Consider the following 26,605-nt stretch of genomic DNA (forward strand, 5'->3'; position numbering starts at 1 on the left):
CGACTCCAAGGACTCCACCGAAGCCAAGGACTCCAAGGACTCCACCGAAGCCAAGGACTCCAAGGACTCCACCGAAGCCAAGGACTCCAAGGACTCCACCGAAGCCAAGGACTCCAAGGACTCCAAGGACTCCACCGAGGCAAAGGACTCCACCGACTCCACCGATTCGCATGACGCCACCGACTCGACGGACTCCTCGAACCGTTCCGGAACCCCGGCCGGGCACGCCGCACCCCCGACGAGCGCCCAGCTCGCCGTGACGGGTTCCGACACGGCATCCAGCACCGCGTCGTTCTCGCTCCTCGCAGGTGGTCTGCTCCTGGCCGGCCTGGTGCTGATGGCGGCCCGCCGCCGTGGTCAGCTGCCGCGCACCTCGACGGCCGTTTCGCAGGGAACGCTCTTCACCGCTCCGCCGGCAGCGTCGGCGATGCGATCGACCGCGACGGTCTCGTCCGCAGCGGCCCCGGCCCGTCACGACGCCACCGCCACGACCCCCGCATCGCGCACCGCGCCGCGATCGACCCCAACGGAGGTGCCGCCCGATTCCCGGGGCGGCAGGACGACACGCTCGTCGTCGCATCCGGGCCAGCAGCGCGGACGTACCGCCGATCCGGCCGACGGATCCGATTCGGGATCGTTGAGCGGCTGACATGACCGCCACCAAGAAGGGGGCCGGCCGCACCACGCGGCCGGCCCCCGCCCCCCGGCCCGCTCCAGCGGCCCGGGGTCGTCTCGCGCCCACCCTCGCGACGGTCGCCGCCGTGGCGTTGATCGGGGGGTACGTCTTCGTCAGCGCGACGTTCACGGCACCCCCGTCCCCCGCGCGCGCCGCTGTCAGCGACGGCTTCGCTCCGTACTTCTCCCAGCGGTGGGACGTCTTCGCCCCGAACATCCTGCGCGTCAACAGCGCGCTGCAGGTGCAGGCTCAGTGGCGGGATGACAACGGCGACCTGCAGACCAGCGAGTGGGTGGACGTCACCCACATGGAGTTGGCGTCGACACGCGGCATCCCGGCCCCCTCACGCATCTCGAAGAACAGCGGCAACGCGCTCGGGACATACCTCGAGCGTTACAACGAGCTCTCCGAGGCGCAGCAGGAACGCGTGCAGGACACGTTCATCGAGCGCGCCGGGGATGGATTCGCCGCGATCCCGGATGCCGACCTGCTCGCCGAGCTCGACGGCCTCGGCGACGACGACGGCGCCGCCGTCCCGTTCATCCGATACGACTACATGCTGAACCGCTTCACGACGGTGTTCACCGAGGCGTACCTCGGCCACGAGGTCGAACGCGTGCGCTGGCAGGCGCAGTTCGACCGTCCGAACGACTTCCTGCACCGCTTCGACGACGAACGCCAGTTCGACCTGTCGCGGCTCACCTTCGGCTGGCGACAAGCCGAGCAGCCCGACGACGCATCGGTCCGCGACATCTTCGCCGACGTGCAGACCCGTTACACCGGTGAGGAGCGACCATGACCCTTCCCTTCGCGCGGCGGGGCGGATGGCGCGAACGCCTCCGCCCGGACCGTCTCTGGAACGGCTTCCAGGGGTGGCTCACCTCGAAGCCCCACGCGACCATCGGGTTCTCGTTGCTGCGGATCATTTTCGCCGTCGCGATGCTGCTGGTCCTGCTGCCCAGCTTCGCCGACCGGCACTACCTCTGGGGAGCGGGATCCTGGTGGGTGGAACCCGAAGCGCGGCGCCGTGGGTGGTGGGAGCCGTTCCGGTTGATCTTCTCCAAGAGCGATCCGGTGCTGTTCGACGTCGCGTACGTCACGCTCATCGTCCTCGTGCTGCTGTTCCTCGTCGGGGTGAAGACCCGGTGGGTCACGCCGGTACTCCTGTTGTTCTGGGTCGGCCTGTCGACAAACACGATGCTGCTCACCAATGGCGGCGACACGCTCATGCGCATCGTGCTGGTCTTCGCGCTCTTCGCCGACCTGAGCCGGCACTTCTCGGTGGACGCCTGGCTCCGCCGACGGCGAGGAGACCGCGTCGGCCGGTTCGCCGGCATCCATCGGCGGATGCCGGAGTGGCTGTCGCCTCTGCTGCACAACACGGCGCTCATCCTGTGCTGCTACCAGATCCTGCTGGTCTACCTGGTGTCGTCGATCCTCAAGCTGCAGGGCGAGGAATGGCTCTCCGGGACCGCGTTGTACTACGCCCTGTCGCTGACCGAGTTCCAGGTCCTCCCCGCTCTGAGCGAGGCGGCGTGGCAGGTGACCCCCTTCATCATGCTGGGAACGTGGTTCGCGCTCGCCGTGCAGCTGACCTTCCCCGTCGCGCTGTTGTGGAAGCCGTCTCGCTACGTCGCCGTCACCGGCCTCGCCCTGACGCACGTCGGAATCGGACTGCTCCTCGGACTCTGGCCGTTCTCATTGGCGATGATCGCCCTCGACCTCCTGCTCATCCGCGACGCCTCGTGGCTTCGAATCGCCGCCGTGGCGCGTGCGCTGCGGCGCCGTACCCGGGCCGCGATCCACGCGGCCCGCGCCAGCGTCACCGAGGAGCAGCCGAACGCACCGGAGCGCCGCGCGGCGTGAGCCGGGCGGCGCTCCAGGAGCGGCGTCGTCAGTCGCGGATCGCCGCGCCGAATCGTTCGGCGGCCACCGCGACGCCCGCGAGCTTGGCATCGGTCGCCTCCGCCGCCGTCAGCGTGCGGTCGGCGGCGCGGAAGCGCAGCGCGAACGTGAGGCTCTTCGTGCCCTGGGCGAGCCCCGGGCCGCGGTAGTCGTCGACGAGGCGGGCGCCCTCGAGGAGCGGGGCTCCTCCCTCGAGGAGCGCGGCGCGCACCTCCCCCGCGGCGACGTCCAACGGCACGGTCAGCGACACGTCCTGGGTCGCGGCCGGGAATCCCGACAGGGATGCCGCGACCACGCGCGACTGCGCGAGCTCCAGCATCGCGTCGAGGTCGAGCTCGGCCACCAGCACGCGTCCGGGCAGATCGGCCTCGGCCGACACGGTCGGCAGCAGCTCGCCGACGTAGCCGATGTCCTGGCCCGCGGCGAGCACGCGGGCGGTGCGTCCGGGGTGCAGAGCCGCGCGCTGGGCCTGCACGAGCTCGATGTCGAGCCCCGCGGCCGCGGCGAGCACGCGCACCGCGTCGACGGCGTCCGCGAGATCGGCGGCCAGAGCGGGCTGCCCGGGCTGCTTCGCGACGGAGTGCCCGGCCAGCAGGATCGCGACGTGTCGGCGCTGCGGCGGGATCGACGCGTCGAGCGCGGCGAGGGTGGCGGCGTCGGGCCGCACGGCCAGCGGCGGAACCGAGGGCGTGCCGTACTGCACCCCGGGCTTCGGAAGGAACACCGTCCCCGTCTCGAAGAGCGCGAGGTCGACGATGCCGCGCGAGACGTTGCGGTGCGCCACCTGCAACAGCGCCGGGATCAGCGAGCGGCGCAGGAACGGCGCGAGACCGTCGAGCGGGTTCGCGAGCTTGACGCTGGGCAGCGGGTCGCCGGAGGGCGAGCCGTGAAGGGCGTTCTGCTCCTCGGTGGTGAAGGGGAACGACGGCGTCTCGACGAAACCGGCCGCGGCCAGGGCGTTCGCCACGCGACGACGCCCCTGCTGGGCGGAGGTCAGACCCCGGCCCGACGGCGGCGTGGGGAGCACCGAGGGGATGCGGTCGTAGCCCTCGATGCGGGCGACCTCCTCGGCGAGCGTCCACTTGTCGGTCAGATCGGGGCGCCACGACGGAGGCGTCACCGCCCATCCGCCGTCGCGCTCGTCGACGCTGCATCCGATCAGTCGCAGAGCCGAGACGGTCTCGTCGTCGGTGTAGTCCACGCCGATCAGACCCGAGACGAAGCCGGCGGGCAGCGTGAGGGGCTCGCGGCGGTGCGACGACGACAGCGAGCCACCGAGGTCGGCGTCGAGCGTGCCGCCGGCGAGCTCCACCATCAGCGAGGCCACGCGCTCGGCCGCCACGTACGGCACCAGCGGGTCGACGCCGCGCTCGAAGCGGCGCGAGGCCTCCGACGGAAGCTTGTGGCGCCGCGCGGTCCGCGCGATCGTGACCTGGTCGAAGGTCGCGGCCTCGATGAGGACGTTGCGCGTCGCATCGCTCATCTCGGTCGGCCCGCCGCCCATGACGCCCGCGAGACCGATCGGCCCCGACTCGTCGGTGATGAGCAGGTCTTCCGCGCTGAGGGTGCGCACCTGCCCGTCGAGGGTCTCGAGCTTCTCGCCCTCCTCGGCGCGGCGGACCGTGATTCCGCCCTGCAGGCGGTCGAGGTCGTAGCCGTGGATCGGCTGTCCGAGCTCGAGCATGACGTAGTTGGTGATGTCGATCAGCACACCGAGCGAGCGGATGCCGGCCAGAGACAGCCTCGTGATCATCCACGGCGGCGTCGGGCGTGAGGGGTCGACGTCGCGCACGATGCGCGCGACGAATTCGCTCGCCCCGGCGCGTCCGCGGATGGGCGCGCGGTCGTCGACGGCGATCGGGAAACCCGACGGCGTGCGCGAGACGGCCTCGTCGTGGCCCGTCCCGGGGTCGCGGAACGCCGCGCCCGTCGCGTGCGAGTACTCGCGCGCCACGCCGCGCAGCGACAGGGCGTAGCCGCGGTCGGGGGTGACGTTGATCTCGACGGCGACGTCGTCGAGACCCAGCAGTGCGATGGCATCCGTCCCCACCGGCGCATCGATCCCGAGGTCGACCAGACGCAGGATGCCGCTGTGCTCGCTGCCGAGCCCGAGCTCCTTGGCCGAGGCGATCATGCCGTCGGACACGTGCCCGTACGTCTTCCGCGCCGCGATCGGGAACGGCCCCGGCAGCACGGAGCCGGGAAGGGTCACCACGACCTTGTCACCGGGGAAGAAGTTGCCCGCCCCGCACACGATGCCGCGGACTCCCCCGTGGGCCTCGCCCACGTCGACCTGGCACCAGCGGATGGTCTTGCCGTTGGACTGCGGCTCGGGGGTGAACTCCTGCACCTGTCCGACGACGATGGGACCGCTGAGCTCGAAGCGGTGCACGTCTTCTTCTTCGAAGCCGACCGATACGAGCGCCGCCAGGACGTCGTCGGGCGTGGCCTCGGCGGGCACGTCGACGTACTCGCGCAACCAGGATAGAGGGACGCGCATCAGACCACCATTCCGAACTGCTCACTGAAGCGCACATCGCCCTCGGCCATGTCGCGCATGTCCTGCACATCGCTGCGGAACATGAGCGTGCGCTCGATGCCCATGCCGAAGGCGAAGCCCGAGTACTCCTCGGGGTCGATGCCGGCCGCCCGCAGGACGTTGGGGTTCACCATTCCGCAACCGCCCCACTCGATCCATCGCGCCCCGCCCTTGAAGGTGGGATGCCACAGATCGAGCTCTGCGCTCGGCTCGGTGAACGGGAAGAAGTTGGCGCGGAAGCGCGTCTTCGCCTCGGGCCCGAACAGCACGCGCGCCGCGTGGTCGAGGGTGCCCTTGAGGTGGGCCATGGTGATGCCCTTGTCGACGACGAGCCCCTCGAACTGCGTGAACACCGGCAGGTGCGTCGCGTCGAACTCGTCGGTGCGGTACACCCGGCCCGGGCACAGCACGTAGATGGGCAGGTCGCGCTCCAGCATCGAACGCACCTGGACGGGGCTGGTGTGCGTGCGCAGCACCAGGTGACGGGCGACCGGATCCACGAAGAACGTGTCCTGCATCTGGCGCGCGGGGTGGTCGACGTCGAAGTTCAACGCATCGAAGTTGAACCACTCGTGCTCGAGCTCCGGCCCCTCTGCGATCTCCCAGCCCATGCCGACGAAGATGTCGGACACCTGCTCCTGCAGGAGGGAGATGGGATGCCGCGCACCGACACGGGCGCGCTGCGGCAGCGCCGTGACGTCGATGCGCTCGGCCTCGAGCTGCGCAGCCGTCTCGGCGGCGGCCAGTTCCGCCTCGCGAGCGGCGAGCGCCTGATTGACCTGGCCGCGCGCCTGGCCGACGAGCTTGCCGACCGCGGCCTTCTGCTCGGGGGCCACGTGGCGCATCTGGGCGTTCAGGCGCGCGAGGGAGGACTGCTCCCCGGTGTGCGCGGAGCGGGCGGCTTTCAACTCGGCCGTGGTCGCGGCCGCGGCGATGGCCGCGAGAGCGGCTTCGACGGCGGAGGCGACGGCCTCGGGGGTGATCTCGGGTGCGTCGGACACGAGATGAGAGTCTACCGACGGGCGGGGACACTCCCCCGCCCGTCGGTGCGATGACTCAGATCGTTGACCCGCCGCGCTGGGCGACGATCAGCGAGGTGTCGGTCGCTCCCTGCTGCAGGGGCTGCACGGGCGCGGCGACGTCGCCGCGCGACGAGCGACGGAGCCGCTTCTCGACGAGGGTCGCCACGAACGACAGCAGAAGGCACAGCGCGATGTAGATCGCGCCGACCACGATCGTCGCCGGGACGATCGGCGAACCGACGACGGGCTGCGCACCGATGTACTTCGCGTAGAACAGCAGCTCGGGGTAGGTGATGACGAAACCGAGGGCGGTGTCCTTCAGGGTCACCACGAGCTGCGCGATGATGACGGGCATCATGGCGCGGATCGCCTGGGGCAGCAGCACGAGGCGCATCACGCCGGCCTTGCGCAGACCGATCGCGTATCCCGCCTCCGACTGCCCCTTCGGCAGCGACTCGACGCCGGCGCGGATGACCTCGGCAAGGACCGATCCGTTGTAGCAGACGAGGGCGATGACCACCGCCCAGTACGGCTCCATGCGGATCCCGATGACCGGGAACCCGTAGTAGAGGAGGAACATGAAGACGAGCACCGGGATCGCGCGGAAGACCTCGATCACGGCGGTGAAGGGCCAGCGCACCCACGCGTGATCGGAGAGACGCCCGATCGCGAGGACGAAACCGAGCACGAGAGCACCGACGGCGGCGGCGGCGAAGGCGGCGAGCGTGGCCAGCGTGGCATCCAAGATGCTCGCCCACACGTTCGTGTAGGTGAACGCCGACCATTTCTTGGCCGTGAATTGGCCGGTGTCGGCGAGTCGCCACACGAAGAAGCCCACGATGGCGAGCACGACCAGGATCGTGAGCACGCCCAGGATGCGATTGCGCAGGACGGCCTTGGGGCCGGGGACGTCGTACAGGACGCTGCTCATCGGGCGACCCTCCATCGGTTCTCGAGCGTTCGCTGCACCCATGACAGCAGGAGCACGAGCGCGACGAACACGACCATGATCCACAGGATCACGATGAACGCGTTCTCTCCCCGCTCACTGAGGTAGTTGCGGACCGATCCGAGGTTCACGATGGAGAAGCCCGCGGCGACGGTGGTGTTCTTCAGCAGGGCGATGAAGACGCTCACCATCGGGGGGATGACCGAGCGGAACGCCTGGGGCAGCACGACCAGCGACATGACCTGCCCGAAGGTCAGGCCCAGGGCGCGCGCGGCCTCTGCTTGACCGACCGGGACCGTGTTCACCCCCGATCGGATCGCTTCGGCGACGTAGGTGGCGGTGTAGATGCCCAGGGCGCAGATGCCCAGCACCAGCGACACCTCACCGGTCAGGCGGAGTCCGAGAAGAGGGGGCAGAGCGAACACGAAGGCGAAGAACACCAACGTGAGGGGGGTGTTGCGGATGGCGCTGACGTAGAACGTCCCGACCCCGCGCGCGATCGGCACGGGCGAGACGCGCATCGCGCCGACGATGATGCCGAGGACGAGCGCGAGCGCGCCGCCGGCGAAGAACAGCACGAGCGTGCCGACGAGCGCTTGGCTCCAGATGTCGAGGTTGTCGGTGATGACACCCATGCATGGTCCTTATCTCGAAGGAGGGAATCGGGGGCGGGCGCGGACAGCCGCACCGCCCCCGATCGGATCACTCGTCGGCGGTGGGCTGCTCGCCCTTGATGCCGGCCGGCGCGAGGTTCTTCTCGAACAGCGCGGTCCAGACGTCGCCGCCGTCGTTGAACAGGGTGTTGATGTGGTCCTTCAGCACCGTGTCGCCCTTGGGGAGGCCGACGCCGTAGCGCTCCTCGCTGAAGGTGTCGCCGGCGATCTTGAAGGTCTCGGGCTCCTGGGCCACGTAGCCGGCGAGGATCGCCTGGTCGGTGGTGACCGCGTCGACCGAGCCCGCGCGCAGCTGCTCGAGGCACTGCGTGTAGGTGTCGTACTCGACCGTGTCGCCCGGGTTGTACTCGTCGCGGATGCGCTGCAGCGGCGTCGAACCGGTCACCGAGCAGACGATCTTGCCGGCCAGGTCGTCCGGTCCGGTGATGTCCTCGTTGTCGGCGGCGACGAGCAGGCCCTGACCCGTGATGAGGTAGGGACCCGCGAAGTCGATCTGCGCCTTGCGCTTGTCGGTGATCGAGTAGGTGCCGACGTAGTAGTCGATGTTGCCATTGACCAGCTCCTGCTCGCGGTTCGCGGAGGGGATGGTCTTGTACTCGATCTTGTCGGCGTCGAAGCCGAGCGAAGCCGCGATCCACTGGGCGATCTCGACGTCGAAACCGCCCCGGTCGCCGCTGATCGGGTCCTTGAACCCGAGACCGGGCTGGTCCTCCTTGACGCCGACGACGACCTTGTCGGCCGAGACCATGCGGTCGTAGGTGGGGCTGCCGTCGAGCGAGACGTCGGACGCGACCTCCCACAGCTGGGTCGTGTCGGCGCCGTCGCCCTCGGCGGGGGCGGCGCCCGGGGTGCCGCTGTTGCAGGCGGTCAGTGCCAGCAGGCCGGCGGCGACGATGCTCGCGCCGGCCAGAAAACGTGTCTTACGCATGTGATGTCTCCTTGGTAACGAATGTGTGCTGTGCGAATAAGGGTCAACGGGGACGGCGCGCGTCATCGGAACGAGGTGGAGCGACGCTCGAATCTCGGCCAGAACCTCCTCGTCCTCTGCCGTCCGGGGTCATGCGTCAGTGCGTGATGAGCTTCGAGAGGAAGTCCTTCGCCCGGTCGGACTCCGGCTGCGTGAAGAACTGCTCGGGGGCCGCCTGCTCGACGATCTGCCCGTCGGCCATGAAGACCACGCGGTTCGCGGCCTTGCGGGCGAAGCCCATCTCGTGGGTGACGACGATCATCGTCATCCCGTCCTTGGCGAGGCCGACCATGACGTCGAGCACCTCGTTGATCATCTCGGGGTCGAGCGCCGAGGTGGGCTCGTCGAACAGCATGACCTTGGGCTTCATCGCCAGGGCACGGGCGATCGCGACGCGCTGCTGCTGACCTCCCGAAAGCTGGGCGGGGAGCTTGTCGGCCTGGTGGCCGACGCCCACGCGCTCCAGGAGCGCCCGCGCCTCCTTCTCGGCATCCGCCTTCTTCATCTTGCGGACCTTGAGGGGACCGAGCATGACGTTCTCGAGGATCGTCAGGTGGGCGAACAGGTTGAACGACTGGAAGACCATGCCGACATCGGCACGCAGCTCGGCCAGGCCCTTCCCCTCTTTGGGAAGTTCCTTGCCGTCGATGGTGATCGAACCGCTCGTGATGGTCTCGAGACGGTTGATGGTGCGGCACAGCGTCGACTTGCCCGACCCGGACGGGCCGATCACGACGACCACCTCGCCGCGGTCGACGGTGAGGTCGATGTCCTTCAGCGCCTGGAACTGGCCGTAGTGCTTCTGCACATCGGAGACGACGACGAGGGGCGCAGAGCCCGCCGGGGGAACGGATGCCATGCCTTCACCCTATGAGGATGTTGTGCGTCCGACCACATTCCGGCGCGCGCCTTAACCGTTCTGTAACAGCCGGGAACGGCGCGAGCTCTGCCGCCCTCAGACGGCCCGCTGGGCGAAAGCGGTCTCGTAGAGGCAGACGCTCGCGGCGGTCGCGAGGTTCAGCGACTCCGCACGACCGTAGATGGGCAGGCGGAGGGCGAGGTCGGCGTGCGCCAGGGCATCGTCGTCGAGTCCGCGTGCCTCGTTGCCGAACAACCAGGCCGTGGGCTCGGCCAGGCGATCGCGGGATGCCAGGAAGTCGTCGCCGTCGACGTCGGCCGCGACGACGCGCAGCCCCGCCTCGTGCATCCGGGCGACGACGTCGGGGAGCTCGAGGTCGACGGCCACGGCGACGTGGAACAAGGATCCGGTGGTCGAGCGGACGACCTTCGGGTTGTACGGATCGACGGTGCGACCGGTCAGGATCACGGCGTCGGCCCCGGCGGCATCCGCGGCGCGGATGATCGTGCCGAGGTTGCCGGGATCGCGCACCTCTTCGCAGATCGCGACGAGACGGGGGCCGGCTGCGAGCACGTCCTTCAACGCCGTCGGTGACTGCCGGGCGACCGCGATGATCCCCTGCGGCGTCACGGTGTCGGCCATGGCGTCCAGCACCGCTTCGGTCGTGTACTGCACCTCGACATCGGCGCGCTCCGCGGCCTCGCGCACGTCGGTGTGCTTCTCCATCGCCGTCGGCGTCGCGTAGAGCTCCAGAACGGTCTCGGCCGCGTAGGCGAGCGCCTCTCTGGCGGCCTGCGGACCCTCGAGAAGGAAGAGGCCGGTCTCCTGGCGGGCAGCGCGTTTGCTGAGCTTGGCCACGGCGCGCACCCGCGGCGAACGGGGGTTCTCCAGCACGTGACCAGTGTATGGCGCTGATGGCATGGGGCCCGGGATGCCGCGCGCGGACGACGAAACGGGCGCCCTCCGAGGAGGACGCCCGTTTCGGGAGAAGATGCGACTTACGCGGTCTTCGGAGCGTTGACGTCGCTGGGCAGCGCAGCCTTGGCGGTCTGCACGAGCGAGGCGAACACGGCGGGCTCGTTCACCGCGAGCTCGGCGAGCATGCGGCGGTCGACCTGCACACCCGCGAGGCCGAGGCCCTGGATGAAGCGGTTGTAGGTGAGGCCGTTCTGACGGGATGCGGCGTTGATGCGCTGGATCCACAGACGGCGGAAGTCGCCCTTGCGCTTGCGGCGGTCGCGGTACGCGTAGACCAGGGAGTGGGTGACCTGCTCCTTGGCCTTGCGGTACAGGCGCGAACGCTGTCCGCGGTAACCGGAGGCGCGCTCGAGGATGACGCGACGCTTCTTGTGGGCGTTTACTGCCCGCTTGACTCTAGCCATTTCTGTTTCTTCCTAACGTGCGTCGGCGCTCAGAGACCGAGGAGCTTCTTGGCGACCTTCGAGTCACCCTTGGCCAGGACCTGCTCCTGGTTGAGGCGGCGGGTGCGCTTCGAGGCCTTGCCTTCGAGGTTGTGGCGCATACCGGCCTGCTGCTTCATGAGCTTGCCGCTACCGGTGAGCTTGAAGCGCTTCTTGGCACCCGAGTGGGTCTTCTGCTTCGGCATCTGTCTTCCTTCGTTGGTGATCCCGGCGGAGCGGGAGTCTGGGGAGCTTTACTCGGCGGGGGCCGAGGTCGGCGTTTCTTCCGGGGCCGAATCGCCGCGGGCCGCGCTGCGCGCTGCCTCGCGGTTCGCCGCGCGCTGCGCGTTCTGCTCGGTCTTGACCTCGGACTTGTTCTTGTGAGGAGCGACCACCATCACCATGTTGCGGCCGTCGATCGTGGGGTTCGACTCGACCGTGCCGAACTCGGCGACGTCTTCGGCGAACTTGCGGAGCAGGCGCACACCCTGCTCGGGACGCGACTGCTCACGACCACGGAACAGGATCATCGCCTTCACCTTGTCGCCCGCCTGCAGGAACCCCTCGGCGCGCTTGAGCTTGGTGATGTAGTCGTGGGCTTCGATCTTCAGACGGAAACGAACCTCTTTGAGGACCGTGTTCGCCTGGTTACGACGCGTCTCCTTGGCCTTCTGAGCGGCCTCGTACTTGAACTTGCCGTAATCCATGATCTTGACCACGGGCGGCTTCGAGCTCGGCGCAACCTCGACCAGGTCGAGGTCCGCTTCCTGGGCCAGGCGCAGCGCAGCTTCGATTCGGACGATGCCGACCTGCTCGCCGTTGGGTCCGACGAGACGGACCTCCGGGACTCGGATGCGCTCGTTGGTGCGGGGATCGCTGATGCGGAACTCCTCTTGTGTGCGGGTGGTGGCCGCCGCGATCCGATGGAATCGCGGGCGAAGAGGAGTACACACGCCACCCGGCACGGTGCTGTCAGCACCGGCTTCTGCACCCTGGCGACCCCGTGCGAAACGGAGCGGAGTGCGGGAACCCGGTAGCCTGGAGCGGCAAGCGCGGGTGGGATGTGATCCTCTTTCGTACGGAGTGAGACACTCCGAAGCCCGCCATAGTCTAGCAGAGAGATTCACGTGGACACGATCCCCTCCGACCACCCCTCCGACGACCACGCCGCGCACCGCCACGGCGGAGAAGACGAGCGGCTCGCGCGCTGGGAGGAGCAGGAGCGCGCCTCGGCCTCCGCCACGCGCGACATCGCCGACGTGCCCGCGGTCGAGGTCATCACCACCGCGGCGGTCCATCTCATGAGCGCCGCCGCCGTCAAGACCGGCCTGGCCGACAACCCCGCCGAGCAGCTCGACCTCGACGAGGCCCGCAAGCTCATCAACTCCCTCGCCGGTCTCATCACCGCGGGCGCGCCCGAGATCAGCGACATGCACGCGCGCTCACTGCGCGACGGGCTGCGTTCGCTGCAGCTGGCGTTCCGCGAGGCCTCCGTCATCCCCGACCCGATCGGCAAGGGGCCGGGCGAGAAGTGGACGGGTCCCGTCACGTAAGTCGTTCGTTCTGGGGTACCGGGCTCCGTGATGCCCCCTCCCCCAGGCAAGAGCAGGGCCCCTACCCCGATTGCCTGGGGAAGGGGGCATCACTGCGCCCTGTGCCGCAGGCCGGCTCCGCCGTGACACCCGCGGGCGTAGGGGACCCCTGCCCCGATTGCCCAGCGAAGCGGCATCCCTCCGCCCTCTCCCGCCGCAGGCCGGCTCCGCCGTGACACCCGCGGGGGCCACGGCCTGTCGTGAGAACAGGGGATGCCACGAGAACAGGTCGACCGCGTCGAAAACGGCCTGGTGCCGTGGCATCCCCTGTTCTGGTGACGTCCGGCGGGAACGTGTTCCTCAGACGTCCTTGCTGCGGTGCAGCTTCACCGTCAGAGAATCCACCAGCACCGCGATGCGGTCGTCGGCCGACCATCGGCGTGCGATGCGGGCGAGCACGGCATCCAGTTCCTCCTGCTCGAGGCCCGACATGAGCTGGAGGTGCACCACCAGCTCGGGACCACGCAGGCGGCCGGTGGGGTCGCCCGACTCGACGGCGAGGTCGAGCACCGCGAGTTCTCCCGAGATGCTTTCCTGCAGGCCGGTGAAGATCGCGGGAGACGTGTGGGCCGGTTCCCACGACTCCCCCTGCGCGATCGCCCAGACGGCGGGGCGCCGGATGACGAACTCCGTCTCCGACGCCGGGTCGATGACGATGAGCTCGGTGTCCTCGGACGCTGCAGCCAGGGCCGTGCGACGCCCGTCGGCCGGCACGGGGCGGGCCGCGGCATCCCAGGTCTGCAGGGCGGTCACCGAGGTGAACACGGGGAGCACCTTGCGACCGTCGGGGGCGGCAACCGTCACGATCGACAACTCCTGCGTCTTGTCGACCTCGAGGCCGTGAGCACCGATACCGTGGTCGCCCTTCTCGGCGACCAGCGGGATCAGCAGTCGCGCGTCGCGATAAGCGTCGACGACGGCGCGCGCGTCGCCGTCGCCCGCGCGGAACGCGACGAGAGCAGCGAGCAGCGTCGGGTCGGCCGAGCCGTCGTCACCGGAGTGCGGGTTCGACTCGAAACGGCGCCCCTCCCAGGGAACGCCCGCGGAATCGGCGCGGTGCCCGTGGTCGTGGGGACCGCCGGCGCGAGGACCGTCAGTGTCCGGCGACATCCAGCGCCTCAGCGAGGGTGAACTGTCCCGCGTAGAGCGCCTTGCCCACGATGGCGCCCTCGACGCCCAGCGGCACGAGCTCGCGGAGCGCCGCGATGTCGTCGAGGCTCGACACGCCGCCGGAGGCGACGATGGGCTTCGGGGTGCGCTGGGTCATCTCGCGCAGAAGCTCGATGTTGGGACCGCGCAGCGTGCCGTCCTTCGTCACGTCGGTCACGACGTAGCGGCTGCAGCCCGCGTCTTCCAGGCGCTGCAGGACGGTCCACAGGTCACCGCCGTCGCGGGTCCAACCGCGCGCCGCGAGGGTCGTGCCGCGCACGTCGAGCCCGACGGCGATCGCCTCGCCGTAGCGGTTGATGACGTCGGCGGCCCACTCGGGGTTCTCGAGCGCGGCCGTGCCGAGGTTGATGCGGCTCGCACCGCTTTCGAGGGCGGCTTCGAGGGAGCGGTCGTCGCGGATGCCGCCCGACAGCTCGACCTGCACGCCCTTGACCTGCTTGATGACCTTGCGCATGACATTCGCGTTGCTGCCGCGCCCGAAGGCGGCATCGAGGTCCACGAGGTGGATCCACTGCGCGCCCTGACGCGCGAAGTCGGCCGCGGCGTCGACGGGGTCGCCGTAGCTGGTCTCGGTGCCCGCCTCCCCCTGGGTCAGACGGACGGCCTTCCCATCGGCCACGTCGACCGCGGGAAGAAGGACAAGCTCGGGCGTGGACGCGAAATCGTTCATGGCTCCTCGTGCCGGTAGGCGCCTCTCGCCAGCCCCGGGCACGAGGTCACACAGTAGTCGTGCGCAGCCCGTCGATCCAATTGGCGAGAAGACGGATGCCGGCATCTCCGGACTTCTCGGGGTGGAACTGCGTCGCGGCCAGTGGACCGTTCTCGACCGCGGCGATGAAGGGGGCACCGTACGTGCACCACGTCACCGCGGGCTGCGGGAACGGCGGCGTGACCTCGAGCGACCACTCCTGCGCCGCGTACGAGTGGACGAAGTAGAAGCGCTCTCGTTCGATGCCCTCGAAAAGACGCGATCCCTCCCCCGCGGCGACCGTGTTCCACCCCATGTGCGGCAGCACGGGGGCGGCGAGTTCGTCGACGGTGCCCGGCCACTCACCGAGTCCGGGCGTGTCGGTGCCGCGCTCGATGCCGCGCTCGAACATCACCTGCATGCCGACGCAGATGCCGAGCACCGGACGACCGCCCGCGAGCCGGCGATCGATGATCTCGCCCCCACGACTGGCGTTCAGGGCGCCCATGACGGCGCTGAACGCGCCGACGCCGGGGACGAGGAGGCCGTCGGCGTCCATCAGCAACGAGCGGTCGGATGTCAGCCGCGCGTCGGCTCCGGCTTCGACGAGCGCCTTGACCGCGGAGTGGACGTTGCCCGAGCCGTAGTCGAGGACGGCGACGACCGGCTTGGCCGTCACAGCGCGCCCTTCGTGCTCGGGATGCCGTCGACGAACGGGTCGAGGGCCTTGGCCTGTCGGAAGGCACGCGCGAACGCCTTGTACTCCGCCTCGGCGATGTGGTGCGGATCGCGTCCCCCGACGACGCGCACGTGCACGGTGAGGCCGCCGTGGATCGAGATGGCCTCGAACGAGTGGCGCACGAGCGAGCCGGTGAAGTGCCCGCCGATCAGGTGGTGCTCGAAGCCCGCGGGCTCCCCCGTGTGCACGAGGTAGGGGCGTCCGCTGATGTCGACGACCGCCTGCGCCAGAGCTTCGTCGAGCGGAACGAGCGCGTCGCCGTACCGCGCGATGCCGGACTTGTCTCCGAGCGCCTGGCGAATGGCCTGACCCAGGACGATGGAGGTGTCTTCGACGGTGTGGTGCGCGTCGATGTGGGTGTCGCCCGTCGCGCGCACGCGCAGGTCGGTCAGGGAGTGCTTCGCGAACGCCGTCAGCATGTGATCGAAGAACGGGACGCTCGTGGAGATGTCGCTGACGCCGCGACCGTCGAGGTCGAGCTCGAGCTCGACGCGGGACTCGCTCGTCTCGCGAGTGATCGAGGCGGTGCGGGGGGTGGCGGGGGCGGTCATGCTCGGGATCCTATCGAGGCGAGGGCGTCCAGGAACGCGGTGGTCTCGTCGGCCGTTCCGGCCGAGACCCGGAGGTGGTGGGGGATGCCGACGTCGCGGATCAGCACGCCCCGGTCGTAGAGCGCCTTCCACGTCGCGGCGGGATCGTCGACGCCCCCGAAAAGGACGAAGTTCGTCCAGGACTCGTGCGCGGTGTATCCCAGCGCCGACACGGTCGCCGAGATGCGGTCGCGCTGCGCGACGATCTCGTCGACCATCGAGAGCATGGTGTCGGCGTGCCCGAGAGCGGCCGTCGCGGCGGCCTGCGTCAGCGCGCTGAGGTGGTACGGCAGCCGCACCAAGCGGAGCGCGTCGACGAACGCGGGGTCGGCGGCGAGGTAGCCGACGCGGGCTCCCGCGAAGGCGAACGCCTTGCTCATCGTGCGCGAGACGACCAGCCGCGGGCGCCCGGGCAGCAGCGAGATGGCCGACGGCTCATCGCGTGGGGCGAACTCCTCGTAGGCCTCGTCGACGATGACGACCCCCTCGAAGGCGTCGTACACCGCCTCGATGACGTCGAGGCGCAGCGGGGTGCCCGTGGGGTTGTTGGGGGCGCAGAGGAAGACGATGTCGGGACGCTGCTCGCGCACCTGCGTCGCCGCGAACTCAGCGGAGAGGGTGAAGTCGTGCGCGCGCTCCCCGGCGATCCACCGGGCGCCGGTGGCGCGGGTGAGGATCGGGTACATCGAGTAGGTGGGGGCGAATCCCATGGCCGAGCGGCCAGGACCGCCGAACGCCTGCAGGATGTGCTGGAGGACCTCGTTCGAGCCGTTGGCCGCCCAGATCTGATCGGGGTTCAGTCCGTGCCCGAGGTACTGCGCGAAGGCCTCACGGAGAGTGGTGAATTCGCGGTCGGGATACCGGTTGACATCGCGGAGGGCACGAGCCACGGCATCCAAGATGTCGTCGGCGACTTCGGACGGAACGGGGTGCGTGTTCTCGTTCACGTTCAGCGCCACGGGCAGCGCGGCCTGCGGTGCCCCATAGGGCGTCATGCCCCGGAGATCGTCGCGAAGCGGGAGGTCGTCGAGGCGTACGTTCACCTCACCCATCGTAGGCGGCGGTGACACCGACGGATCACGCTCGCGGGTTGGGCGGATCGCCCCTGCCGTCGGCGTCGATCCCGTGCGGACGGTCAGTTCGCGGGAGCGTATTCGGCGGGGATGGCGATGCGCTGACCCGCCGTGACGGAACCGCCGGACAGGGCGTTGAGACGCGTGATCTCGGCGACCACGTCGCGCGGGTCGGCCGCGGGCGCGAGCTCTTCGGCGATCGACCACAGCGTCTCGCCGCTCATGACGGTGATCTCGGTGAACGACCCGGCGGGCGCCCCGGCCTCGTTCGAAGCGAGCGCGGCTCCCCCGCCGACGACGGCGAAACCCAGGGCGATGGCGAGGGGAAGGGCGACCAGGAACGCGACGACACGGCGGCCGCGCGCGGTGATACGCAGGCGGGTGGTCGGGGCGGTGATGGCGATGCTGCTCATGATGTGCTCCTCGGTGGGGAGAGATTCGCACCCCGCCCTCGGCCGGGAGGGCGGGAGTGCGAATCTGTATTCCGAATCTATCTTCGATACTTTCGATGTGTCAAGACCGCGGATATCGGAGACGGATCGAACGCGACACGCGCGCCGTTCCCTGCCTTCCGGCTCATTCACCGGATACGGTTTCGACACGGAGACCTCATCACCAACCTCCGACATTCGAATTTCCGCCGCATCGACAGCGGCGCGAGGGGAGCACAGATGACCGACGCGACGACCGCCGCCGGCCGCGAACGTCCGCAGACTCGGCGACGCAAGAACCTGAGCGACAAGCAGCTCGCCATCCTCGAGGTCATCCAGCGATCGATCGCCCGGCACGGCTATCCGCCGAGCATGCGCGAGATCGGCGACGCGGTCGGCCTGAAGTCGCTGTCGAGCGTGACCCACCAGCTCAACCAGCTGGAACTGAGCGGCTACCTGCGGCGCGACCCGGGCAAGACGCGCGCCATGGAAGTCCTCATCGACCTCCCCGGTGCCGCCGCCGAGAACCCGGCCGACACGGTTCCCGCGCTGGGCGACGCCGCCCTCGTGCCCCTCGTCGGCCGCATCGCCGCCGGCGTGCCCATCACCGCCGACCAGCAGGTGGAGGAGATCTTCCCCCTCCCCCGCCAACTCGTGGGCAAGGGCGAGCTCTTCATGCTCAAGGTGTCGGGCGACTCGATGATCGACGCCGCCATCTGCGACGGCGACTGGGTCGTCGTACGATCGCAGGCGACGGCCGAGAACGGCGAGATCGTCGCCGCGATGCTCGACGGCGAGGCGACCGTGAAGACGTTCCGCCGCCGCGACGGCCACACCTGGCTGCTCCCCCGCAACAGCGCATTCGAGCCGATCCTGGGCGACGAGGCCGTCGTGCTCGGCCGCCTCGTCGCCGTCCTGCGCGCCGTCTGACCTTCCCCGCCCCGGGGCCGGATGCGCGCTCGGGCATGGCATCCGCCCCTCTCGGCTCGCTCGTCGCGAGGACCGCGGGTCTCCGTCGATGTCGGACGCCCTGCCTAGGCTGGAGTCATGGCTGACACCCTCCCCTACGGTTCCTGGCCCTCCCCGATCACGCCCGCGTCCGTCGCCCAGGCCTCGCCGCGCGTCGACGGCGCACGACTGGTGGGAGACGAGGTGTGGTGGGGCGAGTCCGTCCCCCACGAGGCCGGTCGCGTCGCCGTGAAGCGTCGCCGCGGCGACGGCTCCGTCGAGACGGTGCTTCCCGCACCCGCCGACGCGCGCTCCGCGGTGCACGAGTACGGGGGCGGCGCCTGGACGGCGTCCGACGACGGGGAGCTGTACTACGTCGAGAAGACCGACCAGCGCGTCTATGCCCTCCGCCCGGGCGAGACCTCGCGCCCGCTGACCCCCGCCGACGACGCCGTGCGACACGGCGGACTGCGCTGGGAGCACGGGGTGCTCCTCGCCGTGCGCGAGACCCACGAGTCGTCGCGGGTCCCGGCCCGGGCCATCGTCCGCATCCCCCTCGACGGGCCGGCGGAGATCCTCGCCGAGGGCAGTGACTTCCTGGCCCAGCCGGCCCTCTCGCCCGACGGTCGCCGCCTGGCCTGGGTGGCCTGGGACCACCCCGACATGCCGTGGGATGCCACCGTCCTCCGCGTCGCCGACCTCGAGACGGGCGAGGTCCACGACGTCGCGGGCGGTGCGCGCCGCGCGCCCGTGCAACCCGTGTGGATCGCGGATGACGAGCTGCTGTACGCGGACGACCCCGCAGGCCGCTGGAACCTCTTCCGCCGCCCCCTCGACGGCGATGCGCAGCCGCTCGCCCCGGCGGACGCCGACACCGGCGGCGGCCTGTGGGTACTCGGAACCCGGTGGTTCGGAGCGGCCGACGACGGGCGCGTCGTCGCCGTCCGGACGAACGGGGCCGATGAGGTCGTCGAGATCGCACCGAGCGGCGTCCGTCCCCTCGACGTCCCCGTCGTCGCCGGCGCCGCGATCGACGACGCCCGCGGTTCGCAGGTGCTCGTCTCGGGTTCGGACGCCGGCGGCCGATCGGGCCTCTGGCTCGTCGACCTCGATTCCGGCGTTGTCGACCTCGTGACGGGAGGCGCCGGCCCGTGGGGAGACGAATGGATGCCGACGGCCCGCGCGCTGTCGACGGACGGACCGCACGGTCCGGTGCACGCTTTCGCCTACGCCCCCACCAACCCCGACGTCGCCCCCGTGGCGGGTGAGCGCCCGCCGTACGTCGTGCTCGTCCACGGCGGACCCACCTCGCACGTCGGCCCCGCTCCGTCGGCGAAGACGGCGTTCTTCACGAGCCGGGGTATCGGTGTCCTCGACGTCAACTACGGCGGTTCCACGGGCTACGGGCGCGCCTATCGGGACCGCCTGAAGGGACGGTGGGGCGTGGTCGACGTCGACGATGTCGCCGCCGCGGCATCCGCCCTCGCGGAAGCGGGACTCGCCGACCCCGAGCGCCTCGCCATCGCGGGCGGCTCGGCCGGGGGCTGGACGGTGCTCGCCGCCGTCACGCGCACCGACGTGTTCGCAGCCGGCATCTCCCGCTACGGGGTGGGCGACGCCCGCGCCCTCGCGGAAGACACCCACGACTTCGAGGCGCGCTACCTCGACGGGCTCATCGGGCCTCTGCCCGATGCCGAGGCCGTGTACGTCGAGCGCTCACCCCTGAGCCGCCCGGAGCTCTTCCGTGTGCCGCTGCTGATCCTGCAGGGATCGGAAGACCGAGTGGTCCCCCCATCGCAGGCGGAGGCCATCCGCGACGCCCTGACGGCGCACGGCGTCCCGCACGCGTACGTCCTGTACGAGGGTGAGGGGCACGGGTTCCGCCGGTCGGAGACGGTGATCGACTCCCTCGAGCGCGAACTCGGCTTCCTCGGCGCGGTATTCGGCTTCGAGACCCCGGGTATCCCCGCGCTCGAGCTCGACTGAGCCGCCGCGGTCCGGGCGACTCACCCGCGGCGCCGAGGCGCCGAAGAGCGCCCTTACGGCGATGGGCCCCCGCGCGCACGCGCAGGGGGCCATCGTGCCGCGCGGGCCTCAGCCCTCGAACGCCGCCAGCTCGGCGGCGAGCCGGGCGCCGACGTGAGCGTGCAGGTAGGTGCCGTTCTCGCGGTGCTCCTGCGCCACGATGAGGCCGCTCTCGTGCACCGCCGACACGAGGTCGCCGCGGTCGTACGGAACGACCGCCTGCACCTCGACCGCCGGCAGGGGCAGCGCCTCCTCGATCGCGGCACGCAGTTCGGCGATGCCCTCACCGGTGCGCGACGACACGAATTTCGCGTTCGGAGCGAGACCCCGCAGCACGAGCCGGTCGTCTTCGCTCACGAGATCGGCCTTGTTGAAGACGACGATCTCCTGCCCGAAGTTCGCGTCGACATCGCCCATCACGTCGCGCACCGTCATGAGCTGGGCGGCCGGGTCGGGGTGCGAGGCATCGACGACGTGCAGGATGACGTCGGCGTCGCCGACCTCCTCGAGCGTCGAGCGGAAAGCTTCGACCAGCTGATGCGGGAGGTTGCGCACGAAGCCCACGGTGTCGGTCAACGTGTACACGCGCCCGTCGGTGGTCTCGGAGCGGCGGACCGTGGCATCCAGGGTCGCGAAGAGGGCGTTCTCCACGAGCACTCCGGCGCTCGTGAGGCGGTTGAGCAGGCTCGACTTACCGGCGTTGGTGTACCCGGCGATCGCCACCGACGGGATCGTGTGGCGCTTGCGCTCGGCGCGCTTGGCCTCGCGGGCGGGGGCGAAGTCGCGCAGCTGCTTGCGCAGCTGGGCCATACGCGTACGGATGCGGCGACGGTCGAGCTCGATCTTCGTCTCACCGGGTCCGCGGGAACCCATGCCCGCTCCGCCCGCACCGACCTGTCCGCCGGCCTGACGCGACATCGAGTCGCCCCATCCGCGCAGTCGCGGGAGGAGGTATTCGAGCTGCGCGAGTTCGACCTGGGCCTTGCCCTCACGGCTCTTCGCGTGCTGGCTGAAGATGTCGAGGATGACCGTCGTGCGGTCGATCACCTTCACCTTCACGACGTCTTCGAGCGCACGCCGCTGGCTGGGCGCGAGCTCCGTGTCGGCGATGACGGTGTCGGCGCCGACGGCGGCGACGATGTCGCGAAGCTCCGCGGCCTTGCCCCGGCCGACGTAGGTCGCCGGATCGGGGTGAGGCCGACGCTGCAGGACGCCGTCGAGCACGACCGCTCCGGCCGTTTCGGCGAGCGCCGACAACTCGCGCAGCGAGTTCTCCGCATCCGTCTGCTCCCCCTGGGGGTGCACGCCGACGAGCACGACGTTCTCGAGGCGCAACTGGCGGTACTCGACCTCGGTGACGTCTTCGAGCTCGGTCGACAGGCCGACGACACGGCGCAGCGCCGCGCGTTCCTCGCGGTCCCACTGGTCGCCGTCGCTATCGCCGCCGTATGCGGTGGTGCTGTCTTGAAGGGCCTGAGCGGCACCGAAGACCCGGACCCCGCGGTGCGCTTCGGCGCGCGCGAGCACACGGTCGACCGGATCCACGGCTGACGCGTCGATGCTCGGGGGTGTGGTCTGTTCGGTCATGTGTTCCTTTCGTCGCGGGCGGGGCCCGCGGTGGTACTGATGTTCTGGCACTTTATCCGCCCCGGCACCCGAGGCTCCGGTCGGATATCCTGTGCGGATGGGGAGCGAGCACTACTTCAGCGCGTCGCCGTCGAGTCCCGAGCAGCTCCGCCGCATCCGCGTGACGCTGGCCGGTCGCGAACTCGAGGTGGTCACGGCGGGCGGCGTCTTCAGCCCCGAGCACGTGGATGCCGGCACCTCGGTGCTGCTGGCCAACACGCCTCCCCCGCCCGCCGGTGGGAACTTCCTCGACCTGGGGTGCGGGTGGGGTCCGATCTCGTTGTCGCTGGCGCTCGCGTCACCGCACGCGACCGTGTGGGCGGTCGACGTCAACGAACGTGCTCTCGATCTCGTGAGGCGCAATGCCGAGTCGCTCGGCCTCACCAACATCAACGCCGTGCGCCCGGAAGATGTTCCCGACGACGTGACGTTCCGCACCATCCGCTCGAACCCGCCGATCCGGGTCGGCAAGAACGAGCTGCACGGCATGCTCCAACACTGGATTCCGCGCCTGCAGGAGCGCAGCGACGGCTGGTTCGTCGTCCAGCGCAACCTCGGCTCCGATTCCCTGCAGCGCTGGCTCGCGGCGACCTTCCCCGAGGGCTACGGCGTCCAGCGCGCCGCCACGGGCCGCGGGTACCGCGTCCTGCGGGTGCGCCGCCACGGCTCGCCCCCGAGCGAACTCATCGATGTCGTCCGCTGAGCCGACGGCGTCCGCCGCGCCGTCGTCAGAGGGGGCGCGCACGGGAGCGGAGCCCCGTCGGTGGAATCATCCGCTCGCGCCCGCGAGCCGGCATCCGGCTGCCACGGCTCGAGCGCGCACGCGCCGTCTCCCCGCGACGTTTGACGTCGCGCGATTCCGCTCCGACGCCCCGTTCCGGTATCAGGCGAGAGCGACCTCGCCCGTGAACACCAGCGATGCGGGACCCGACAGGAAGACCCGCCCCTCGGCGACGCGCACGCCGAGCGTGCCGCCCGGGGTGTCGACGACCCAGTGATCGGGAGCGGCGGCGCCCGCCCAGTGCCGCACGGCGAGCGCGGCGGCGGCGACGCCCGTTCCGCAGCTGAGGGTCTCGCCGACCCCGCGCTCGAACACGCGCAAGCGGATCGCCCCGACGCCGTCGCGCACGAGCGGGTCGGCCGGGACGACGAATTCGACGTTGGCGCCGTGTCGCGGCGCGGGGTCGAGTACGGGTTGGAAGGTCAGATCGAGCCCCTCGAGCTCGGCATCCGACGACAGGGCGACGACCACGTGCGGGTTGCCGACGTCGATGCCCACCCCCGGGCGCGCGACGCTCAGGCCCCTCGCGCGCACGAGCGTCTCGTCGGCCTCGACCGCGTACGCGCCCAGGTCGACCTCGAACCCGCGGTCGCTGCGCGTGAGTGTCTTCACCCCCGCTCGCGTGCCGATCCGCAGTCCCTCGTCGATGGAGGCGAGACCCGTGTCGGTGAGGTACCGGGCGAAGACGCGCGTGCCGTTGCCGCACATCTCGGCCGCGGATCCGTCGGCGTTGCGGTAATCCATGAACCACTCGGCCCCGGATGCCGCCGCCTCGGCGCCGTCGCGGATCGCGGCGGAGCGCACGACCCGCAGCAACCCGTCGGCGCCGATGCCGAAGTGACGGTCGCACAGCGCGGCGACCTGCGCGTCGGAGAGGTCGAGCTCGCCGTCGGGGTCGGCGACCACCACGAAATCGTTGCCGGTGCCGTGGCCCTTGGTGAACGCGAGAGAGGACATGCGTCCAGTCTACGGACGACCCGCAGCCGGCCATCCGCCGTGCCAGGGCCGGGCGGCCTCAGTCGGGTCGTCCGGGACCGTCGACGATCAGTCGCCGGCCGGTGGCCCAGGTCTCGAACGGCTCGTAGCCGAGCGCGTCGTAGAAGCCCCGCGCTCCGGTGTTGTCGGGGCGCACCATGAGCTGCACCTTGGGGCAGCCCATCGCCTCCAGCAGCCGCTCCGCCTCGGCCACGAGCGCCCGCCCCACTCCCCGCCCGCGGTGCGAGGCCGCGGCGGCCAGGTAGTAGAGCCACCCGCGGTGCCCGTCGTAGCCCGCCATCACGCTGCCGACGAGCGCGTCCCCGTCGACGGCGACGAGGAAGAGCTCGGGCTGCACGGTCAGCTTCCGGCGGATGTCGGCGCGCGGGTCGTTCCAGGGCCTGGTCAGCCCCGCCTCCTCCCACAGGGCGACGACGGCGTCCTCGTCGGACGGCACAAATGCGCGGATCGCGATGGTCATCGATCGTCTCCCTCTGTCGCGCGCACGAGGTGCGCGGCATCCGTCGTCCGGGCGTCGATGACGCGGGCGTCGGCGTAACGGCGGAACCACGACACCTGTCGGCGCGCGTAGCGCCGGGTGAGGGCCTGCGTCTGCGCGATGGCGTCCGCGCGCGTCAGGTCGCCGCGCAGCTGGGCGAGCGCCTGCGCGTACCCGATCGCGCGTGACGCCGTGACGCCTCGCTCGAGTCCCTCGCCGCGCAACTTCTCGACTTCGTCGACGAGGCCCGCGGCCCACATTCCCTCGACGCGCGCGTCCAGCATCGACACGAGCTGCGCGCGTTCCACGTGCGTCGTGACGATGCGCGTCGACGGATGCCATGTTTCCGGCGCATCCGGAAGGGCACCGCCGTGCGTCTCGCCGCCCTGGGCCAGCACCTCGAGCGCGCGCACCACGCGTCGCCCGTTGCGCGGGTCGATGTTCGCCGCCGCACGGGGATCGGCCTCGCGGAGCCGCGCGAAGAGCGCACCCGGGCCCTCGCCCTCGAGCTCCGCCTCGAGGCGGGCGCGCAATGCCTCATCCCGCGGGGGAAAGCGGAAATCCCACAGCACGCTCGAGACGTAGAGCCCCGAGCCGCCGACGAGGATCGCCTCGGCACCCCGGGAGTGGATCTCGGAGATCGCCGCGCGGGCGGCATCCTGATACCAGGCCACCGCGGCCTCGTCGGTCACCGCGAGATCGTCGAAGAGGTGATGCGGGATGCCGCGCCGCTCCGCGACCGGGATCTTCGCTGTGCCGATGTCCATGCCGCGGTACAGCTGCATCGCGTCGGCGTTCACGATCTCGGCCGACCGCCCCTCGGCCGCGAGAGCCTCGGCGAGGGAGAGGGAGAGACCGGTCTTGCCGGTACCGGTGGCTCCGACGACGGCCCAGAGGGACGGGCTCGTCACACGCCGACGCGCAGCGTGGGGAGTCCGAGCGACACCGCGCGCGGCGCGCCGGCCTCGCCGGCGGGCGCCGGCACTGCGCACGACTCGGCCTGCGACCGGTCCCACGCGTCGCCGGCGCGGGTGCGACGGATGCGCAGCGGCGCGCCGTCGACGGCGTCGGCGAGCAGGTGGAAGGGCGCCGCGTGGGTCACCGTGACCGACACGACGTCGCCCGGACGCGGCACGGCCGATCCGGCCGGCAGCTCGAAGTGCACGAGGCGGTTGTCTTCGGCGCGGCCGGTCAGGCGGTGGGTCTCGGCATCCTTCTTGCCCTCTCCCGCCGAGACGAGGACCTCGAGGGTGCGGCCGAGCTGCTTCTGGTTCTCCTCCGCCGAGATCCGGTCCTGCAGGGCGATCAGCCGCTCGAAGCGCTCCTGCACGACGGCCTTCGGCACCTGATCGGCCATGGTCGCGGCCGGTGTGCCCTCGCGGATCGAGTACTGGAACGTGAAGGCGCTCGAGAACCGCGAGGCCTCGACCACGCGCATGGTCTCTTCGAAGTCGTCGTCGGTCTCGCCGGGGAAGCCCACGATGATGTCGGTCGTGATCGCGGCGTGCGGGATGCGCTCGCGCACGCGGTCCAGGATGCCGAGGAACTTCTCGCTGCGGTACGACCGACGCATCGCCTTGAGGATGCGGTCGGAACCGGACTGCAGGGGCATGTGCAGCTGCGGCATGACCGCCGGGGTCTCGGCCATCGCCGCGATGACGTCATCGGTGAAGGCCGCCGGATGGGGGCTGGTGAACCGGATGCGCTCGAGGCCCTCGATCTCGCCCGCCGCGCGCAGCAGCTTGCCGAACGCGAGACGGTCGCCGAACTCGACGCCGTACGAGTTGACGTTCTGGCCGAGCAGGGTGACCTCGATCGCGCCGTCGTCGACGAGCAGGCGGATCTCGTTCAGGATGTCGCCCGGGCGGCGGTCCTTCTCCTTGCCGCGCAGGCTCGGCACGATGCAGAACGTGCAGGTGTTGTTGCAACCGACCGAGATCGACACCCAGCCGCTGTGCACCGAGTCGCGCTTGGTGGGCAGCGTCGACGGGAAGATCTCGAGCGACTCGAGGATCTCCAGCTCCGCTTCACCGTTGTGCCGGGCACGCTCGAGCATGCCCGGGAGCGAGCCCATATTGTGCGTGCCGAAGACGACGTCGACCCACGGCGCTTTCTGCTGGACGGCTTCCTTGTCCATCTGCGCGAGGCAGCCGCCGACGGCGATCTGCATGCCCGCGCGCGCGTCCTTGCGCGACTTCAGGTGACCCAGCGTGCCGTAGAGCTTCCCCGCGGCGTTGTCACGCACAGCGCACGTGTTGATGACCACGACGTCGGCCTCGGTGCCCGCCTCGGCGCGCACGTAGCCGGCGCTCTCGAGCGACCCGCTGAGACGCTCGGAGTCGTGCACGTTCATCTGGCATCCGAACGTGCGGACTTCGTAGGTGCGCGCACCGGCATCGCCCTGGGCGGCGGCGGAGGGCGCGATGAGCGTCGGGGTCGAGACGGGGGTGGTCATGATGCGAGCAATTCTAAAGCCC

The 26,605-nt window shown here is 70.4% G+C and carries 27 protein-coding genes and 1 pseudogene; 7 read left to right on the plus strand and 21 right to left on the minus strand.

Annotation, left to right across the window (positions count from 1 at the left end; all coding sequences use genetic code 11):
* From ACFZA2_RS00910 to ACFZA2_RS00920, 3 genes and pseudogenes are all read left to right on the plus strand, one after another.
* Window positions 1-649 (plus strand): annotated as a pseudogene (locus tag ACFZA2_RS00910) (hypothetical protein); the annotation flags it as partial.
* A gap of 1 nt (window position 650) precedes the next feature.
* Complete coding sequence (locus tag ACFZA2_RS00915) at window positions 651-1,475, plus strand: DUF5819 family protein (protein WP_391399414.1); 825 nt, start codon at window positions 651-653, stop codon at window positions 1,473-1,475.
* Window positions 1,472-2,542: an HTTM domain-containing protein gene (locus ACFZA2_RS00920; RefSeq protein WP_391399416.1), complete on the plus strand. Its 1,071-nt coding sequence runs from the start codon at window positions 1,472-1,474 to the stop codon at window positions 2,540-2,542. The genes ACFZA2_RS00915 and ACFZA2_RS00920 overlap by 4 nt, the downstream gene beginning before the upstream one ends.
* 28 nt (window positions 2,543-2,570) lie before the next feature.
* Here ACFZA2_RS00920 and pheT read toward each other — a convergent pair whose 3' ends face one another.
* From pheT to infC, 10 genes are all read right to left on the minus strand, one after another.
* A complete protein-coding gene (gene pheT, locus ACFZA2_RS00925) occupies window positions 2,571-5,081 on the minus strand; it encodes a phenylalanine--tRNA ligase subunit beta (protein ID WP_391399419.1) in 2,511 nt (836 codons plus the stop codon).
* The gene (gene pheS / locus ACFZA2_RS00930; RefSeq protein ID WP_315993065.1) at window positions 5,081-6,121 is read right to left on the minus strand and encodes a phenylalanine--tRNA ligase subunit alpha; all 1,041 of its coding nucleotides are present in this window, start codon (window positions 6,119-6,121) and stop codon (window positions 5,081-5,083) included. The genes pheT and pheS overlap by 1 nt, the downstream gene beginning before the upstream one ends.
* Window positions 6,122-6,176: 55 nt before the next feature.
* Window positions 6,177-7,073 carry an amino acid ABC transporter permease gene (locus ACFZA2_RS00935; RefSeq protein ID WP_315993066.1) on the minus strand — a complete coding sequence of 299 codons (897 nt, stop codon included), beginning with the start codon at window positions 7,071-7,073 and terminating at the stop codon, window positions 6,177-6,179.
* On the minus strand, window positions 7,070-7,726 hold the full coding sequence (locus tag ACFZA2_RS00940) for an amino acid ABC transporter permease (RefSeq protein ID WP_391399423.1): 657 nt from the start codon (window positions 7,724-7,726) through the stop codon (window positions 7,070-7,072). The genes ACFZA2_RS00935 and ACFZA2_RS00940 overlap by 4 nt, the downstream gene beginning before the upstream one ends.
* Before the next feature lie 67 nt (window positions 7,727-7,793).
* On the minus strand, window positions 7,794-8,693 hold the full coding sequence (locus tag ACFZA2_RS00945; protein ID WP_391399426.1) for a glutamate ABC transporter substrate-binding protein: 900 nt from the start codon (window positions 8,691-8,693) through the stop codon (window positions 7,794-7,796).
* A 136-nt stretch (window positions 8,694-8,829) separates the two neighbouring features.
* Window positions 8,830-9,591: an amino acid ABC transporter ATP-binding protein gene (locus tag ACFZA2_RS00950; RefSeq protein WP_315993069.1), complete on the minus strand. Its 762-nt coding sequence runs from the start codon at window positions 9,589-9,591 to the stop codon at window positions 8,830-8,832.
* A 96-nt stretch (window positions 9,592-9,687) separates the two neighbouring features.
* Entirely contained in the window at window positions 9,688-10,485 is a 798-nt protein-coding gene (locus tag ACFZA2_RS00955; protein WP_391399428.1) for a TrmH family RNA methyltransferase, read from the minus strand.
* Window positions 10,486-10,589: 104 nt separating this feature from the next.
* A complete protein-coding gene (rplT, locus tag ACFZA2_RS00960) occupies window positions 10,590-10,973 on the minus strand; it encodes a 50S ribosomal protein L20 (protein WP_013583374.1) in 384 nt (127 codons plus the stop codon).
* Window positions 10,974-11,002: 29 nt separating this feature from the next.
* A complete protein-coding gene (rpmI, locus tag ACFZA2_RS00965; RefSeq protein ID WP_013583375.1) occupies window positions 11,003-11,197 on the minus strand; it encodes a 50S ribosomal protein L35 in 195 nt (64 codons plus the stop codon).
* Between the two features lie 48 nt (window positions 11,198-11,245).
* On the minus strand, window positions 11,246-11,911 hold the full coding sequence (gene infC, locus ACFZA2_RS00970) for a translation initiation factor IF-3 (RefSeq protein ID WP_108317775.1): 666 nt from the start codon (window positions 11,909-11,911) through the stop codon (window positions 11,246-11,248).
* Between the two features lie 207 nt (window positions 11,912-12,118).
* Here infC and ACFZA2_RS00975 point away from each other — a divergent pair, with 207 nt between their 5' ends.
* Window positions 12,119-12,544 carry a DUF1844 domain-containing protein gene (locus tag ACFZA2_RS00975; protein ID WP_076674769.1) on the plus strand — a complete coding sequence of 142 codons (426 nt, stop codon included), beginning with the start codon at window positions 12,119-12,121 and terminating at the stop codon, window positions 12,542-12,544.
* Window positions 12,545-12,883: 339 nt separating this feature from the next.
* Here the strand turns inward: ACFZA2_RS00975 and ACFZA2_RS00980 are convergent, their stop codons facing one another.
* The 6 genes from ACFZA2_RS00980 to ACFZA2_RS01005 form a co-directional block, all read right to left on the minus strand.
* Window positions 12,884-13,693 carry an SseB family protein gene (locus ACFZA2_RS00980; RefSeq protein WP_391399433.1) on the minus strand — a complete coding sequence of 270 codons (810 nt, stop codon included), beginning with the start codon at window positions 13,691-13,693 and terminating at the stop codon, window positions 12,884-12,886.
* Window positions 13,677-14,423: a bifunctional 1-(5-phosphoribosyl)-5-((5-phosphoribosylamino)methylideneamino)imidazole-4-carboxamide isomerase/phosphoribosylanthranilate isomerase PriA gene (priA, locus tag ACFZA2_RS00985; RefSeq protein ID WP_298875230.1), complete on the minus strand. Its 747-nt coding sequence runs from the start codon at window positions 14,421-14,423 to the stop codon at window positions 13,677-13,679. The genes ACFZA2_RS00980 and priA overlap by 17 nt, the downstream gene beginning before the upstream one ends.
* A 46-nt stretch (window positions 14,424-14,469) precedes the next feature.
* Window positions 14,470-15,120, minus strand: a complete 651-nt coding sequence (gene hisH / locus ACFZA2_RS00990) for an imidazole glycerol phosphate synthase subunit HisH (protein WP_315993073.1) — start codon at window positions 15,118-15,120, stop codon at window positions 14,470-14,472.
* The gene (gene hisB, locus ACFZA2_RS00995; RefSeq protein WP_315993074.1) at window positions 15,117-15,731 is read right to left on the minus strand and encodes an imidazoleglycerol-phosphate dehydratase HisB; all 615 of its coding nucleotides are present in this window, start codon (window positions 15,729-15,731) and stop codon (window positions 15,117-15,119) included. The genes hisH and hisB overlap by 4 nt, the downstream gene beginning before the upstream one ends.
* Window positions 15,728-16,822: a histidinol-phosphate transaminase gene (locus ACFZA2_RS01000; RefSeq protein ID WP_391401470.1), complete on the minus strand. Its 1,095-nt coding sequence runs from the start codon at window positions 16,820-16,822 to the stop codon at window positions 15,728-15,730. The genes hisB and ACFZA2_RS01000 overlap by 4 nt, the downstream gene beginning before the upstream one ends.
* Before the next feature lie 83 nt (window positions 16,823-16,905).
* Window positions 16,906-17,256, minus strand: a complete 351-nt coding sequence (locus tag ACFZA2_RS01005) for a LysM peptidoglycan-binding domain-containing protein (protein ID WP_391399439.1) — start codon at window positions 17,254-17,256, stop codon at window positions 16,906-16,908.
* Between the two features lie 258 nt (window positions 17,257-17,514).
* On the opposite strand from ACFZA2_RS01005, the gene lexA reads away from it, so the two are divergent.
* Together lexA and ACFZA2_RS01015 are read left to right on the plus strand one after the other, a co-directional pair.
* Window positions 17,515-18,204, plus strand: coding sequence for a transcriptional repressor LexA (gene lexA, locus ACFZA2_RS01010; protein WP_391399442.1), 690 nt, complete (start codon window positions 17,515-17,517; stop codon window positions 18,202-18,204).
* 117 nt (window positions 18,205-18,321) lie between these two features.
* Window positions 18,322-20,208 (plus strand): prolyl oligopeptidase family serine peptidase, encoded by a 1,887-nt coding sequence (locus ACFZA2_RS01015; RefSeq protein ID WP_391399445.1) that lies wholly within the window; start codon window positions 18,322-18,324, stop codon window positions 20,206-20,208.
* 108 nt (window positions 20,209-20,316) lie between these two features.
* Here ACFZA2_RS01015 and hflX read toward each other — a convergent pair whose 3' ends face one another.
* Complete coding sequence (gene hflX / locus ACFZA2_RS01020; RefSeq protein ID WP_391399448.1) at window positions 20,317-21,834, minus strand: GTPase HflX; 1,518 nt, start codon at window positions 21,832-21,834, stop codon at window positions 20,317-20,319.
* Between the two features lie 97 nt (window positions 21,835-21,931).
* Here hflX and ACFZA2_RS01025 point away from each other — a divergent pair, with 97 nt between their 5' ends.
* Window positions 21,932-22,576, plus strand: a complete 645-nt coding sequence (locus ACFZA2_RS01025; RefSeq protein ID WP_315993079.1) for a methyltransferase — start codon at window positions 21,932-21,934, stop codon at window positions 22,574-22,576.
* Window positions 22,577-22,756: 180 nt separating this feature from the next.
* Here the strand turns inward: ACFZA2_RS01025 and dapF are convergent, their stop codons facing one another.
* Genes dapF through miaB form a run of 4 tightly spaced genes read right to left on the minus strand, consistent with a single transcriptional unit; the run spans window position 22,757 to window position 26,583 of the window.
* Complete coding sequence (dapF, locus tag ACFZA2_RS01030; RefSeq protein WP_391399452.1) at window positions 22,757-23,611, minus strand: diaminopimelate epimerase; 855 nt, start codon at window positions 23,609-23,611, stop codon at window positions 22,757-22,759.
* Between the two features lie 58 nt (window positions 23,612-23,669).
* Window positions 23,670-24,110 (minus strand): GNAT family acetyltransferase, encoded by a 441-nt coding sequence (locus ACFZA2_RS01035; protein WP_391399455.1) that lies wholly within the window; start codon window positions 24,108-24,110, stop codon window positions 23,670-23,672.
* Window positions 24,107-25,039, minus strand: coding sequence for a tRNA (adenosine(37)-N6)-dimethylallyltransferase MiaA (gene miaA, locus ACFZA2_RS01040; RefSeq protein ID WP_391399458.1), 933 nt, complete (start codon window positions 25,037-25,039; stop codon window positions 24,107-24,109). The genes ACFZA2_RS01035 and miaA overlap by 4 nt, the downstream gene beginning before the upstream one ends.
* Window positions 25,036-26,583 carry a tRNA (N6-isopentenyl adenosine(37)-C2)-methylthiotransferase MiaB gene (gene miaB, locus ACFZA2_RS01045; RefSeq protein ID WP_391399461.1) on the minus strand — a complete coding sequence of 516 codons (1,548 nt, stop codon included), beginning with the start codon at window positions 26,581-26,583 and terminating at the stop codon, window positions 25,036-25,038. Before miaB ends, miaA begins: the two co-directional genes overlap by 4 nt.
* Window positions 26,584-26,605 lie beyond the last annotated feature (22 nt).

It is taken from the genome of Microbacterium sp. NPDC007973 (genome assembly GCF_042958465.1).
GTDB lineage: Bacteria > Actinomycetota > Actinomycetes > Actinomycetales > Microbacteriaceae > Microbacterium > Microbacterium galbum.